The organism is Bacillus sp. 2CMS4F, from assembly GCF_023161785.1.
GTDB classification, from domain to species: Bacteria; Bacillota; Bacilli; order Bacillales; family Bacillaceae; genus Bacillus; species Bacillus halotolerans.
This window is the reverse complement of record NZ_JALNTO010000007.1, coordinates 75000-89217: the sequence shown is the minus strand read 5'-3', so window position 1 is coordinate 89217 and position 14218 is coordinate 75000. Positions and strand designations below refer to the sequence as shown.

At 44.9% G+C, this 14218-nt stretch carries 13 protein-coding genes and 2 pseudogenes; 13 read left to right on the top strand and 2 right to left on the bottom strand.

Annotation, left to right across the window (positions count from 1 at the left end; all coding sequences use genetic code 11):
* Positions 1 to 64 precede the first annotated feature (64 nt).
* From MTN95_RS12110 to MTN95_RS12095, 4 genes and pseudogenes are all read left to right on the top strand, one after another.
* On the top strand, positions 65 to 1126 hold the full coding sequence (locus MTN95_RS12110) for a carbamoyl phosphate synthase small subunit (RefSeq protein WP_248338291.1): 1062 nt from the start codon (positions 65 to 67) through the stop codon (positions 1124 to 1126).
* Positions 1119 to 4211, top strand: a complete 3093-nt coding sequence (locus MTN95_RS12105; RefSeq protein WP_248338289.1) for a carbamoyl-phosphate synthase (glutamine-hydrolyzing) large subunit — start codon at positions 1119 to 1121, stop codon at positions 4209 to 4211. The genes MTN95_RS12110 and MTN95_RS12105 overlap by 8 nt, the downstream gene beginning before the upstream one ends.
* A pseudogene (gene argF / locus MTN95_RS12100) lies at positions 4199 to 5171 on the top strand (ornithine carbamoyltransferase). The gene MTN95_RS12105 and the pseudogene argF overlap by 13 nt, the downstream one beginning before the upstream one ends.
* Positions 5172 to 5256: 85 nt before the next feature.
* Positions 5257 to 5436 (top strand): YjzC family protein, encoded by a 180-nt coding sequence (locus MTN95_RS12095; RefSeq protein ID WP_003239319.1) that lies wholly within the window; start codon positions 5257 to 5259, stop codon positions 5434 to 5436.
* 45 nt (positions 5437 to 5481) lie between these two features.
* Here the strand turns inward: MTN95_RS12095 and MTN95_RS12090 are convergent, their stop codons facing one another.
* The gene (locus tag MTN95_RS12090) at positions 5482 to 5667 is read right to left on the bottom strand and encodes a YjzD family protein (RefSeq protein WP_010333727.1); all 186 of its coding nucleotides are present in this window, start codon (positions 5665 to 5667) and stop codon (positions 5482 to 5484) included.
* 258 nt (positions 5668 to 5925) lie between these two features.
* Between MTN95_RS12090 and MTN95_RS12085 the strand changes: the two genes are divergently transcribed.
* The 4 genes from MTN95_RS12085 (at position 5926) to comZ (ending at position 8559) form a co-directional block, all read left to right on the top strand.
* Positions 5926 to 6663, top strand: coding sequence for a hypothetical protein (locus tag MTN95_RS12085; RefSeq protein WP_024120901.1), 738 nt, complete (start codon positions 5926 to 5928; stop codon positions 6661 to 6663).
* 82 nt (positions 6664 to 6745) lie between these two features.
* Positions 6746 to 7309, top strand: coding sequence for a hypothetical protein (locus tag MTN95_RS12080; RefSeq protein WP_105953733.1), 564 nt, complete (start codon positions 6746 to 6748; stop codon positions 7307 to 7309).
* A gap of 90 nt (positions 7310 to 7399) precedes the next feature.
* Positions 7400 to 8353 carry a BMP family ABC transporter substrate-binding protein gene (locus tag MTN95_RS12075; RefSeq protein WP_248338285.1) on the top strand — a complete coding sequence of 318 codons (954 nt, stop codon included), beginning with the start codon at positions 7400 to 7402 and terminating at the stop codon, positions 8351 to 8353.
* A 14-nt stretch (positions 8354 to 8367) separates the two neighbouring features.
* Positions 8368 to 8559, top strand: a complete 192-nt coding sequence (gene comZ / locus MTN95_RS12070) for a ComG operon transcriptional repressor ComZ (protein WP_105990587.1) — start codon at positions 8368 to 8370, stop codon at positions 8557 to 8559.
* 29 nt (positions 8560 to 8588) lie between these two features.
* On the opposite strand, the pseudogene yjzB reads toward comZ, so the two are convergent.
* A pseudogene (gene yjzB / locus MTN95_RS12065) lies at positions 8589 to 8819 on the bottom strand (spore coat protein YjzB).
* Between the two features lie 165 nt (positions 8820 to 8984).
* On the opposite strand from yjzB, the gene fabH reads away from it, so the two are divergent.
* From fabH to appF, 5 genes are all read left to right on the top strand, one after another.
* Complete coding sequence (gene fabH / locus MTN95_RS12060; protein ID WP_010333732.1) at positions 8985 to 9923, top strand: beta-ketoacyl-ACP synthase III; 939 nt, start codon at positions 8985 to 8987, stop codon at positions 9921 to 9923.
* 22 nt (positions 9924 to 9945) lie between these two features.
* The gene (gene fabF, locus MTN95_RS12055) at positions 9946 to 11184 is read left to right on the top strand and encodes a beta-ketoacyl-ACP synthase II (RefSeq protein ID WP_024120905.1); all 1239 of its coding nucleotides are present in this window, start codon (positions 9946 to 9948) and stop codon (positions 11182 to 11184) included.
* A gap of 79 nt (positions 11185 to 11263) precedes the next feature.
* Positions 11264 to 12049: a DUF2268 domain-containing putative Zn-dependent protease gene (locus MTN95_RS12050; RefSeq protein ID WP_248338283.1), complete on the top strand. Its 786-nt coding sequence runs from the start codon at positions 11264 to 11266 to the stop codon at positions 12047 to 12049.
* 189 nt (positions 12050 to 12238) lie between these two features.
* Entirely contained in the window at positions 12239 to 13225 is a 987-nt protein-coding gene (gene appD, locus MTN95_RS12045) for an ABC transporter ATP-binding protein (protein WP_248338279.1), read from the top strand.
* Positions 13222 to 14211 carry an oligopeptide ABC transporter ATP-binding protein AppF gene (gene appF / locus MTN95_RS12040; RefSeq protein ID WP_044156397.1) on the top strand — a complete coding sequence of 330 codons (990 nt, stop codon included), beginning with the start codon at positions 13222 to 13224 and terminating at the stop codon, positions 14209 to 14211. Before appD ends, appF begins: the two co-directional genes overlap by 4 nt.
* Positions 14212 to 14218 lie beyond the last annotated feature (7 nt).

Sequence of the window (14218 nt, the reverse complement as noted above, 5' to 3'; positions counted from 1 at the left end):
TTCAATATGAAAGCATAAAAATTCATTTTTATAATTAATTATTCATCAAGAGGTGGGCTTTTAGATGGAAGGTTATTTAGTATTAGAAGATGGAACAGTGTTCAGCGGAGAACTGGACGGACATGAAAACTGCACGGGCGAAGCTGTGTTTTTCACAGGAATGACGGGCTATCAGGAAGTGCTGACAGACCCGTCATACAAAGGACAGATTATCGTTTTTACGTACCCGCTGATCGGCAACTACGGTATTAATGAAAACGACTTTGAAAGCAAAAAACCGCAAGTGAAAGCAGCGGTTGTTTACGAGGCGTGCGATCATTTTTCTCATCATGAAGCAGTATACAGCCTTAAGGAATATCTGAAAAAATGGAATATCCCGCTCTTGTCCCATGTCGATACGAGGGCTGTCGTCAAAAAAATCCGAGCGAACGGAACGATGGGGGCGTCTGTCACTGCCTCTAAAGAAGCGGCTGAGATTGCACTGCAGCCTGAGAACGTCGCAGAACAGGCGTCCGCACAGGACATCAGCACAATCGGTGAAGGAAATAAACATATCGCTCTCATTGACTTTGGCTTTAAAAAATCAATTGCAGCCTCACTCGTGAAACGAGGCTGCAAGGTCACAGTTATACCGTATCAGCAAATGGAATCGGTTTACGGCATAAAGCCGGACGGTGTCGTGTTATCCAACGGACCCGGAGATCCGAAAGCCATTACACCGTATATGGAACAAATCAAAAACATTGTCAGCCGCTTTCCGACACTCGGCATATGTCTCGGCCACCAGCTGATTGCGCTCGCTTTCGGCGGAAATACGTTTAAGCTGCCGTTCGGACACAGGGGCGCAAACCATCCGGTCATCGACCGTGAAACGAAGCGGGTGTTCATGACCAGCCAAAATCACAGCTATGTGGTTGATGAAAAATCCATTAATCAAGAAGAGCTGACGATCAGATTCCACCATGTCAATGACACGTCAGTTGAAGGGCTTTCCCATAAAAAGCTGCCTGTCATGAGTGTGCAATTTCACCCGGAAGCCCATCCCGGGCCGGCGGAAAGCGAATGGATTTTTGATGATTATTTAAAGAATGTGATACCAGCAAGGAGAGAAATCGCCCATGCCTAAAGACACCAGTATTTCAAGCATATTAGTAATCGGCTCAGGCCCGATCATCATCGGCCAGGCGGCAGAATTTGATTATTCAGGCACTCAAGGGTGCATCGCGCTCAAGGAAGAAGGCTATCGGGTTATTCTCGTCAACAACAACCCGGCAACAATTATGACCGATGAAGCTTTCGCGGATGACATATATTTTGAACCGCTGACGGTAGAAAGCCTGACAGACATTATTAAGAAAGAAAAGCCCGACGGACTTCTGGCCAATTTAGGCGGGCAGACTGCACTGAATCTAGCAGTTGAACTTGAAGAAGCAGGTATCTTAAAGGCGCACGGCGTCAAACTTCTGGGTACATCCGTTGATACAATACAAAAAGGAGAGGACCGGGAAAAATTTCGTTCTTTAATGAACGAGCTGAATCAGCCAGTTCCAGAGAGCGAAATTGTCGATAACGAAACAGATGCCCTTCGTTTTGCGGAATCCATCGGCTTTCCTGTCATTATCCGGCCTGCTTACACGTTAGGCGGAAAAGGCGGGGGCATCGCGCCTACGAAAGAAGCATTTACCGCCATGATCAAGCAAGCGCTCCTGGCTAGCCCGATCAATCAATGTCTGGTAGAAAAGAGCATTGCCGGCTTTAAAGAAATTGAATATGAAGTGATGCGCGACAGCAACAACACATGCATTACCGTCTGTAATATGGAAAACATTGATCCGGTCGGTGTGCATACAGGCGATTCGATCGTAGTGGCGCCTTCACAAACATTAACTGATGAAGACTATCAAATGCTCCGGACGGCAAGTCTGACGATCATTTCGGCACTTGATGTCGTAGGCGGGTGCAACATTCAGTTTGCGCTTGATCCGTTCAGCAAGCAATACTATGTCATTGAAGTGAATCCGCGTGTGAGCCGTTCATCTGCTCTCGCGTCAAAAGCAACAGGTTATCCCATTGCGAAAATGGCTGCGAAATTGGCGGTCGGATACACGCTTGACGAATTAAAAAACCCGCTTACAGGCTCCACTTATGCGAGCTTCGAACCGGCATTGGACTATGTTATCGTCAAGTTTCCGCGCTGGCCGTTTGATAAATTCAAAAACGCGGACCGCAAGCTCGGCACAAAAATGAAAGCCACCGGAGAAGTGATGGCGATTGAACGTAATGTAGAAGCGGCGCTCCAAAAGGCGGCAGCCTCCCTTGAGCTGAAAAACGTCGGCACGCATCTGCCGGAGCTCGGCGGCTTATCAATTGAAGCGCTCTGGGAGCTGGCAATCACACCTGACGATCGAAGATTTTTCGTTGTGATGGAGCTGTTAAGCCGAAGCCTATCAATAGAAGAAATCCATGCAAAAACAAAAATCGACCCGTTTTTCCTTCACACCTTTAACAATATCATCAAGCTGGAAAATCAGATCATGGAAGCGGGGAGCGACCTCTCTTTTGATTTATTGAAAAAGGCAAAGGAAAAAGGATTTTCAGACGCAACGATTGCCTCGCTTATCGGCAAGACAGAGGTAGAGGTGCGCGCTCTTCGCAAGGAGAAGGGGATTACGCCTTCCTTCAAAATTGTTGATACTTGCGCAGCTGAGTTTGATGCGAAAACCAACTATTTCTACTCCACGTATTTCGGAGAAACCGATGGAGACATCAGCCGCAAAGAGAAAAAGCGCGCGCTGATTATCGGCTCAGGACCGATTCGCATCGGCCAGGGCGTTGAATTCGATTACAGTGCTGTTCATGGGGTGTTAACACTGCAAAAACTTGGGTTCGAAACGATTATGATTAACAACAACCCGGAAACCGTGAGCACAGATTATGAAATTGCGGACCGCCTGTATTTTGAACCGCTGACAACGGAGCACATATTAAACGTGGCGGAACAGGAAAAGATTGACTTTGCGATCGTGCAGTTCGGCGGCCAAACCGCGATCAATGCTGCTGAAGCGCTCGAAAAAGCCGGAATCACGCTTCTCGGCACATCGTTTGAAACGCTCGACGTGTTAGAGGATCGCGATCAATTTTATCAGCTTCTTGATGAACTCGGATTGCAGCACGCTAAAGGAGAAATTGCTTATACAAAAGAAGAGGCTGCAGAGAAAGCAGACGGCATCGGCTATCCGGTATTAATCCGTCCTTCTTATGTCATTGGCGGAATGGGCATGATCATCGTTGAATCGGAAGCTGCGCTTTCTCAGCTGCTGGACGGAGAAGACAGCATGCCGTACCCCATTTTAATTGATCAGTACGTGTCAGGAAAAGAAGTCGAAATTGATCTGATTTCCGATGGTGAAGAAGTCTTTATCCCGACATATACCGAACATATTGAGCGGGCGGGCGTCCACTCAGGAGACAGCTTCGCCATTCTCCCGGGGCCTTCCGTCACAAACAAGCTGCAGCAGGGAATAAAAGATGCTGCGCAAAAAATTGCCCAAAAGCTTTCGTTTAAAGGCATTATGAACATCCAATTTGTGATCGATAACGAAACCATTCTCGTCCTTGAAGTGAACCCGAGAGCGAGCCGTACAGTTCCGGTCGTCAGCAAAGTCATGGGCGTCCCGATGATTCCGCTCGCCACACGGCTGCTGGCGGGGGCATCTCTAAAAGATGTAAACCCGGCAATTCAAAATCACCATGGTGTTGCTGTAAAGTTCCCGGTCTTTTCATCACATGCGATTCAAGATGTAGATGTGAAGCTTGGACCGGAAATGAAATCGACAGGAGAAGGCATGTGTGTTGCATACGACGCCGACAGCGCCTTGAAAAAAATCTACACGCGTGTTTGGAATCAAAAAGGAAGCATTTATTTGCAAAACGGACCGGAAGACTTGAAGACATTAGCGGAAAACGCCGGCTTTACGGTTCATGAAGGCACATTCGCCTCCTGGATGGAACAGGATGAAAAAGCGCTCCATATCCATTTGAACGGCTCTGAAGAAGCACGCAAAGAGCGTTTGGAAGCCATGACACACGGCATTACCGTCTTTACTGAAGAGGAAACCGTACGGGCGTTTTTGCAAAGCGGATCAGGCAGTCCGCACCCTGTTTCCCTCAGAGATCTTTATAAAAAGGAAGTGGCATCATGCACACAGTGAATATGGGAGAAACGCAAACCAATCTATTCGGAAAAGACCTATTAACGCTAAAAGATCTCAGTGAACAGGACATCAGCGCGTTGCTTGCTGAAGCCAGTGTACTGAAACAAAACAAGATTCAGCCTATTTTTCAAGGCAAAACCCTTGCGATGATTTTTGAAAAATCATCCACGCGGACACGTGTTTCATTTGAGGCCGGCATGGCGCAGCTTGGCGGAAACGCCCTCTTTTTAAGCCAGAAAGATCTGCAGCTGGGCCGCGGTGAAACTGTGGCTGACACGGCAAAAGTGCTCTCGGGCTATGTAGATGCAATCATGATCCGGACCTTCGAGCATGAAAAGGTGGAGGAGCTTGCTGAACACGCTGATATTCCGGTCATCAACGGGCTTACTGATAAATATCATCCTTGCCAAGCGCTGGCGGACCTATTGACGATCAAGGAAATCAAAGGCGATCTCAAAGGTGTGAAAGTCGCATATATCGGTGACGGAAATAATGTGGCGCACTCCCTGATGATCGGCTGCGCAAAAATGGGCTGTGATATCTCGATTGCTTCACCTGAGGGATACGAAGTGTTAGACGAAGCGGTGGAAGCAGCCAAGGCATCAGCCCTTCAATCCGGTGCTTCCATTACACTTACAGCTGATCCGATTGAAGCCGTAAAACATGCGGACGTCATTTATTCAGATGTATTCACAAGCATGGGACAGGAAGCGGAAGAGCAAGAGCGTCTCGCAGTCTTCGCGCCTTACCAGGTGAATGCATCGCTTGTCAGCCATGCTAAACCTGACTATACATTTTTGCACTGTCTTCCTGCACACCGTGAAGAAGAAGTGACGGCAGAGATTATTGACGGTCCGAATTCCGCTGTATTCCAGCAGGCCGAAAACCGTCTCCATGTGCAAAAAGCGCTGTTAAAGGCGATCCTTTACAAAGGGAAATAACCGAAAAAACTGCTGAGCCGGGTCTCAGCAGTTTTTTTATGGAAACATATTCACACCCGCTTAGGCGCATACTACACGAAAAAGGAAAAGGAGGAAAAACAGTGGGACAGCAGCATCAATTCCGGCCCGGGCAGAAAGCGCCCAACAACGGCATCTACGTAGAAATCGGCGAGACGGGGAGTATGGTCAAAAACCCGCAAAAGGTCCATCTGTCAGCAGGAGATATGTTTCCTGAAACATCTAATCACAACCGCCTGTGGACGTATAAAAGAAAACCGTGATCACGAAAAAACCCAAAACAATACATGTTTTGGGTTTTTGGCTTATTAATGCTGGCTGGCATTGTTGTTCATAGGCATGATTGCTGCTAGCGCCATGATCAGCACATATAAAACGACAGCAATTACGGATGATGTTGTGAAGTTATACGCTACACTGTTCATGCTGGCAATCAAATAGCATGCCATATGCGATAAAAGGAACGTCCAAATAAAAGCAATAATAAATCGCACGTTTCCACCTCGTCCTTCTCATTCTATTCTAGAAGTTATCATACCATACATAAAGCCAAGGGGGAATCTAATTTTAGAAGAAAGTGAGGTGACAAAAGAGTCTGATTCGTCACATTTTTAATGGTAAAATATAAAAAATAAATATCGTCAATTGGTATAATAGCCAAAACATAGAAAGGCTAGGACTTTACCTTATTCGTTTCTTTTCTTTTTACATAAGATAGCGTGAGATGAAGTGTGAAAGGAGGCGGGCAAGCGATGGGAATAACGGAAAGGTATTTTCAATTGGGAACGGAGCATAACGTGATTCATCTGCCCTATCGTCCGAACGGCTTTGGCATCTTTGTCCTCGGGGACAGAACCCACTTTGTCGGTAATGATTCAAGCTTTTGGCTTCAGCATTACGGCAGAAATCAGCTTTTAAATATGCTGAGGGACGAAGGCTATACCATTTTTAACAGCAATCTGTTCGGAAGGCACTGGGGCGCGGAAAAAGCGGTCACCTATGCCAAACAGCTGATACATTTCGTGTTGAAGCAGGAAATACTCAATCCGAAGATTCATATTTTAGCAGAAGGGATGGGCGCTCTCGTGGCCGATGAACTGCTTCGTTTTTCCCCGGATCATATCCGATCAGCCGCGATGTTGAATCCTTGTCTCGATCTTCAGGCACATTATGAATCAGAAAAAGAAAATAAATTTTTCTATAAGCAATTTTTGAAAGAGGTATCGGAAAGCTACGAAATCTCCGAAAAAGAAGCGGCTTCACTCCGTTATAAAACAATCGAAAGCTATCCGAGCAGCGTACCGGTTCATATATGGCAGCGGATGACCGGAGCACCGTATCCGTACAGCCTGCATGCGGAAGTATTTAAGGAAAAGCAGCAGCAAAACCAAGGCTGTCCGGTTGACATAACGTTTCATTTATTTGAGCACCCAAGCAGGATCTATGCATCAATCTGCAAATTCTTTCACAGGCATGAAAAAGAGTTATAAAGAATACAATAACAATAGCCTTCTCTTTTGCGGAGGCTGTTTTGCTTTGGATAAATGAAAAACCGGAAGGGCGGCAGATGAAATGGAATCAACGCTGATTGTAGGGGCGGATGAATTTTTCGGCCTTTCTTTATGCGAGCGAATGATGGATGAAGGCATATACGTCGATGTCGTTTTGGCTGAAACAGATGATGAAAACAGACAAATGTACTTAGAAGAAAGACTCATGTGGCTTGGAAGAAACGAGCACTTTCGGCAGCTTGAGCACATTGAGGATCAAAAGTATGATACAATTTGTATCCAATATGACTGCGGCTTTTTGCCTTTGGACCAATATAAATCCGCTTATGTATTGGTATACGAACAAGACCGAAAAGAGTGGGAGAAACGTAAAAAGACAGGTTCAGAAAAAGCGGTGATCCTTCCTAAAATGTATGGGCCGTGGAAAGAAGAACAGGAGGAAGAGGGCTTTTATACAGAAGATGTAGCTGACGAGCTGTTGAGATTCTTGCTTGAGCCCGGCCGTGATACCGGCAAAGATTGCATTTTTGATTTGCAAGTCACGAAAAAAACTTCAAAAGATGAAGCGAAAACAAAAATTCTCGAGTGGAAAAGACAATTTTCATCAATTTTCGACAAATATTAAGAAAAACCTTCCATGTTTCGAGTTTTCTAGATACAATAAACGTATCATTTGAATACATGTGATAGCTTGTCAAAAGGAGTTGAACATGACTTGATCACAAGGCTTGTCATGATCTTTTCTGTCCTCCTTTTATTAAGCGGATGTGGACAAACTCCGTTTAAAGGAAAAATTGAGAAGGTCGGCATGCTCTTTCCTGATACGATTAATGACCTCGTATGGGGCACAAAAGGGTATAAAGGATTACTGAATATACAATCTAAATACAATGTGGACGTCTACTATAAAGAAGGCGTAAAAACAGATGAAGATATTATAAATGCGATTGAAGATTTTCATAAGCGCGGCGTCAATCTCCTCTTTGGCCATGGAAGTGAGTATGAAGAAGTATTTAACTTGGTGAGTGAAGACTATCCGGATATGCAGTTTGTGATTTCAAATGCAAAAGCAAAAGCGGACAATGTCACAAGCGTTCATCTCAGCGGGGAAGCAATCGGCTTTTTCGGCGGAATGACCGCTGCCCATATGTCAAAAACCAATCAGGTCGGCGTCATCGCTTCTTTTTCATGGCAGCCAGAAGTTGACGGCTTTATAAAAGGGGCTAAGTATGAAAATCCTAATATAGAAGTGAATACAAAATATACGGATCACTGGGATGATGATTCGACTGCGGTGAACCTTTATCAAAAAATGAAGAACGAAGGCGCGGATGTTGTGTATCCTGCCGGAGACGGGTATAATGTTCCTGTCATTCAGCAAATCAAAAAAGACGGCCTATATGCGATCGGCTATGTCACAGATCAATCCGATCTTGGCGAGAACACCGTGTTAACCAGCACGGTGCAAAATGTGGACAAGGCCTATGAAATTATAGCTGAGCAATTCGACAAAGGGACTTTAAAAGGCGGCGATCACTATTACGATCTGAAAAGCCGAGTTGTCGAAATGGGAACCTTCAGTCCGCTTGTGGACAAAGCCTTTCAGGAAAAAATCGCTAAACTGGTCAAAACATATAACAAAACAGGTGAACTGCCAAAAAACGAGTAACGGGGTGACTTTACATGCAGCACGAAAAATCACTTGAGTTTCTGCAAATAGCAATGAAATATCTGCCTGAAGCGAAAGAGCAGCTTGAAAAATCAGGAATAGATCTGTCGATGGAGGCCATTCAGCCGTTTATGAATTTATTTACAACGGTAATGGCGGAAGCCTATGAGCTGGGTAAATCCGACGCGAAATCTGAAACCGAATAAGAAGAAGCCACTTTCTCGAAAGTGGCTTTTCACATGATTTTCTTTTTAATAGCGGATACCATAGGCGCGAGCTCCTTCAGAGCGGGCTTGATTTAATCGAGAGAGTTCATAATCGAACCGATTTGGTTCATAATATACATGTAATCAATCGTCTCTTCTTCGTTTGTCGGGGAAACCCCCTCCTCCTGCACTTTTTCTTTTTCTGTTTTTTGTTTGGCGTTATCGCCGAACATCATTTTTGAAAACACATCCACCTGCATACGCCTCCTTTTCCATATACCATACTCTATGAGTAAGATGGACCGATAGTTTAGACGAATATATTGCCATGTGAAAAAAAATAAGATAGAATTAGTACCTGATACTAATAATTGATCATAACCTGATTGATCTTCTAAATTAACTATATAAAGGAGTCTTCCCTTATGAAAGCTGGAATACTTGGAGTTGGACGTTATATCCCTGAGAAGGTTTTAACAAATCATGATTTAGAAAAAATGGTTGAAACTTCTGACGAGTGGATTCGTACAAGAACAGGAATAGAAGAAAGAAGAATTGCCGCTGATGACGTATATTCATCACATATGGCTGTTGCAGCAGCGAAAAAAGCGCTGGAACAAGCTGAAGTGTCCGCTGAGGATCTCGATATGATTCTCGTTGCGACTGTCACACCTGATCAGTCATTTCCTACAGTTTCTTGTATGATTCAAGAACAGCTCGGCGCAAAGAAAGCATGTGCCATGGATATCAGCGCGGCTTGTGCAGGCTTTATGTACGGGGTTGTAACGGGTAAACAATTTATTGAATCCGGAACTTATAAGCATGTCCTTGTTGTCGGTGTAGAAAAGCTCTCAAGCATTACAGACTGGGAAGACCGCAACACAGCCGTTCTGTTTGGTGACGGAGCGGGCGCTGCGGTAGTCGGGCCAGTCAGTGATGACAGAGGAATCCTTTCATTTGAACTAGGAGCAGACGGCACAGGCGGTCAGCACTTGTATCTAAATGAAAAAGGACATACAATCATGAATGGACGTGAAGTTTTCAAATTTGCGGTCCGCCAAATGGGTGAATCATGCGTAAACGTCATTGAAAAAGCCGGGCTCTCAAAAGAGGACGTCGACTTTTTAATTCCGCATCAGGCGAACATCCGCATCATGGAAGCTGCACGTGAGCGTTTAGAGCTTCCTGTCGAAAAGATGTCTAAAACTGTTCATAAATATGGAAACACTTCTGCCGCATCCATTCCTATTTCTCTAGTAGAAGAATTGGAAGCCGGTAAAATCAAAGATGGCGATGTGATCGTCATGGTAGGATTCGGCGGAGGATTAACTTGGGGCGCCATTGCAATCCGCTGGGGCCGATAAAAAAAGGTGAGGTGCACACAAGATGAGTAAAAAAAGAGTAGTTGTTACAGGGCTCGGGGCATTGTCTCCGCTTGGCAACGACGTCGATACAAGTTGGAATAACGCAATCAACGGTGTGTCCGGGATCGGTCCGATCACTCGTGTTGATTCTGAAGAATATCCGGCTAAAGTAGCCGCTGAATTAAAAGACTTTAATGTTGAAGATTACATGGACAAAAAAGAAGCAAGAAAAATGGACCGTTTCACTCAATATGCGGTTGTCGCTGCGAAAATGGCAGTTGAAGACGCAGGTCTTGAAATTACTGATGAAATCGCGCCGAGAGTCGGTGTTTGGGTTGGTTCCGGAATCGGAGGGCTTGAAACGCTTGAGTCTCAGTTTGAAATCTTCTTAACAAAAGGCCCAAGACGGGTAAGCCCGTTTTTTGTGCCGATGATGATTCCTGATATGGCGACAGGGCAAATTTCTATCGCTTTAGGAGCAAAGGGAGTTAACTCTTGTACGGTAACTGCATGTGCAACAGGAACAAACTCTATCGGTGACGCATTTAAAGTGATTCAGCGCGGCGATGCAGACGCTATGATCACAGGCGGAACAGAAGCGCCGCTGACTAGAATGTCATTCGCGGGCTTCAGTGCCAACAAAGCGCTTTCTACAAATCCGGATCCGAAAACAGCGAGCCGTCCGTTTGATAAAAACCGTGATGGATTCGTTATGGGTGAAGGTGCGGGTATTATCGTTCTTGAAGAACTTGAGCATGCACTTGCACGCGGCGCCAAAATTTACGGAGAAATCGTCGGTTACGGTTCGACGGGAGACGCTTATCATATCACAGCGCCTGCCCAAGACGGCGAAGGCGGAGCGAGAGCGATGCAAGAAGCCATTAAAGATGCGGGCATTGCGCCTGAAGAGATTGACTATATCAATGCTCACGGCACAAGCACATATTACAATGACAAATATGAAACAATGGCGATTAAGACAGTTTTTGGCGAGCATGCCTATAAACTTGCGGTAAGCTCTACAAAATCTATGACGGGCCACCTTCTAGGCGCGGCGGGCGGTATTGAAGCCATTTTCTCTATCCTTGCCATTAAAGAAGGCATGATCCCGCCAACAATCAATATTGAAACGCCTGACGAAGAATGCGATTTAGATTATGTGCCTGATGAAGCACGCAGACAGGATCTCAGCTATGTTCTCAGCAACTCACTGGGATTCGGCGGACATAATGCAACGCTAATCTTCAAAAAATATCAGTAATTTTGACGCCAAACCGGCTGCCCTAAAAGGGTAGCCGGTTTTTTTCGTGCGCATAGGATAAAAAAGAGGAGGCGATAGCATGAGCGTGGAACAAACATACAAATGGTTTGAAAAAGCCGCTACAATAGATGATCTGGCGCATTACATTGTCCCGCTCTTTTCAGGAACAAAGAAAGAAGACTGGAAAGGCATCTTGGGACATTTGCAGCATCACGGAATGTTTAAAAACATAAAAGAGGGAATAAGCACGTCTTCCATTCTGAAAGAAAAAGGACTTTTCAGGCATATACAAAAAGAGGAGCAGTATCTCAGAAAGAAGTGGCAAGGGCCTGACGTGCCAATCGTAGCACTGCCGGTTGATGAACGTAACAGAAGAATCCGTTTAGAATTCGGGTCAAAATCAGGGCTCGCCTTCCCAGATAAAATGTTTCTCTTTCTCTCGTCAGATATCGAATTGTCCTCGGTTTCAGCCCTTATGACACATGAATATCATCATGTTTGCCGGTTAGATCATATGACAAAAGAGGAAAAAGACGTCACATTACTTGATACAATCATCATGGAGGGGCTGGCAGAATATGCTGTTTATGAGAGGTTAGGCCAAAGCCAAACGTCTGAATGGACCACCTGGTATACCCCTCTGCAGCTTGAGGTTTTTTACGAAAAAAAGATTGCACCTCATCTGAACATCAAACGGGGTCATCGATTGTTCGATCAGCTTTTATACGGCAAAGGATATCAGCCGAAAATGCTTGGATACGCAGTCGGATTCAATATTGTAAAAAAATATTTAACAGAGAACAGAGCCAGTACAACAGAAGGGTTGTCCATCTCTCCTGAAACCTTTTTGAAAGCAACGCTTTAAAAGAATAAAATAATGGAATTCCATTAATAATATTACAATTATCCTAAAAAATTCTTGATTTTGCAAAATGATTGTAATAATATACAACTATAAAATTTTTGATAATTCAATATTGTTTATTATTTCTGAATAGAGGGATTACTTTCTCTTGAAAACGTTTGGCGACAAGAGGGGGAAAGGGGAGCTAGCATGAGCATACTTTTAGAAGTGAATAATTTAAAGACTTATTTTTTTAGAAAAAAGGAGCCGATCCCTGCGGTGGACGGAGTCGATTTCTACATCAAAAAAGGCGAAACCGTCGCGCTTGTAGGCGAATCGGGCTCCGGCAAAAGTATTACTTCATTGTCTATTATGGGTCTCGTCCAGAGCTCAGGCGGGAAAATCATGGACGGTACGATTAAACTCGAAGACAAGGACCTCACCACATTCACTGAAAATGACTATTGCAAAATCCGCGGAAACGAAGTATCCATGATCTTTCAAGAACCAATGACCTCCCTTAATCCGGTGTTAACGATCGGAGAACAAATTACCGAAGTGCTGATTTACCATAAAAACATGAAGAAAAAAGAAGCGTATCAAAGAGCCGTCGAACTCTTGAAGATGGTTGGGTTTTCAAGAGCGGAGCAAATTATGAAGGAATACCCGCACCGTCTATCTGGCGGCATGAGACAGAGGGTAATGATTGCCATCGCGCTCAGCTGTAATCCAAAACTGCTTATTGCCGATGAACCGACAACGGCGTTAGACGTGACGATACAAGCCCAAGTGCTGGAGCTAATGAAAGATCTCTGCCAGAAGTTTGATACTTCAATTTTGCTGATTACACATGACTTAGGTGTCGTATCGGAAGCAGCCGACAGAGTCATTGTCATGTACTGCGGACAAGTCGTAGAAAATGCCTCAGTCGATGAGTTATTTTTAGAGCCCCTTCATCCTTATACAGAAGGACTGCTTATGTCTATTCCTGTCATAGATGGAGAGATTGATAAATTAAATGCGATTAAAGGCAGCGTGCCGACACCAGATAATCTGCCGCCGGGGTGCCGTTTTGCTCCTAGGTGCCCAAAAGCGATGGATAAATGCTGGACCCATCAGCCTTCGCTTTTGACACACAAAAGTGGAAGGTCAGTGAGATGCTTTTTATATGAGGAAGAAGGTGCCGAACAATCATGACAGCAGCTAATCAGGAAACAATTTTAGAACTTCGGGACGTAAAAAAATATTTCCCAATCCGCTCAGGCTTTTTTCAAAGAAAAGTTGGTGATGTGAAAGCGGTGGACGGTGTTTCGTTTTCTTTAAAAAAAGGAGAAACACTCGGAATCGTTGGAGAGTCGGGCTGCGGAAAATCGACTGCCGGCCGAACGATGATCAGGCTGTACAAACCGACTGAAGGCCAGATTCTCTTTAAGGGACAGGATATTTCCAATCTGTCAGAGGAGAATTTACGAAAAAACGTCCGCAAAAATATTCAGATGGTCTTTCAAGATCCATTTGCTTCGCTGAATCCAAGAAAAACGCTGCGTTCTATTATTAAGGAGCCTTTTAACACACATCATATGTACACGATGCGAGAACGAAATGAGAAAGTCGAAGAGCTGCTTGCGAGAGTAGGCCTTCATCCGTCGTTTGCCTCCCGCTATCCTCATGAGTTTTCCGGCGGACAGCGTCAGCGGATCGGCATTGCGAGAGCCCTCACGCTGAATCCGGAGCTTATCATTGCAGACGAACCGGTTTCTGCACTTGATGTATCGATTCAGGCCCAGGTCATCAACTTAATGGAAGAATTGCAGGAAGAATTTAATCTGACGTATCTATTTATCTCTCACGATTTAAGTGTCGTCCGCCATATCAGCGACAGGGTCGGAGTAATGTACCTCGGTAAAATGATGGAATTGACCGACAAGCATGAGTTATATGACAACCCGCTGCACCCATACACCCAAGCCCTTTTATCATCTGTCCCGGTTACAAGAAAAAAAGGATCTGTCAAACGCGAACGCATCGTCCTGAAAGGAGAACTGCCCAGCCCGGCCAATCCGCCAAAAGGCTGTGTTTTCCATACAAGATGTCCTGTTGCAAAACCGATATGCAAGGAACAAATACCAGAATTCAAAGAAGCTGCTCCCAGCCATTTTGTGGCTTGTCACCTTTATAGCTAACTGTCGC

Excerpts from the sequence above, each read along its gene's own strand:
- appD (WP_248338279.1), top strand. The coding sequence starts at position 12,239 with ATGAGCATACTTTTAGAAGTGAATAATTTAAAGACTTATTTTTTTAGA.
- MTN95_RS12085 (WP_024120901.1), top strand. The coding sequence starts at position 5,926 with ATGGGAATAACGGAAAGGTATTTTCAATTGGGAACGGAGCATAACGTG.
- MTN95_RS12110 (WP_248338291.1), top strand. The coding sequence starts at position 65 with ATGGAAGGTTATTTAGTATTAGAAGATGGAACAGTGTTCAGCGGAGAA.
- appF (WP_044156397.1), top strand. The coding sequence starts at position 13,222 with ATGACAGCAGCTAATCAGGAAACAATTTTAGAACTTCGGGACGTAAAA.
- MTN95_RS12050 (WP_248338283.1), top strand. The coding sequence starts at position 11,264 with ATGAGCGTGGAACAAACATACAAATGGTTTGAAAAAGCCGCTACAATA.
- MTN95_RS12105 (WP_248338289.1), top strand. The coding sequence starts at position 1,119 with ATGCCTAAAGACACCAGTATTTCAAGCATATTAGTAATCGGCTCAGGC.
- comZ (WP_105990587.1), top strand. The coding sequence starts at position 8,368 with ATGCAGCACGAAAAATCACTTGAGTTTCTGCAAATAGCAATGAAATAT.
- fabF (WP_024120905.1), top strand. The coding sequence starts at position 9,946 with ATGAGTAAAAAAAGAGTAGTTGTTACAGGGCTCGGGGCATTGTCTCCG.
- MTN95_RS12080 (WP_105953733.1), top strand. The coding sequence starts at position 6,746 with ATGGAATCAACGCTGATTGTAGGGGCGGATGAATTTTTCGGCCTTTCT.
- fabH (WP_010333732.1), top strand. The coding sequence starts at position 8,985 with ATGAAAGCTGGAATACTTGGAGTTGGACGTTATATCCCTGAGAAGGTT.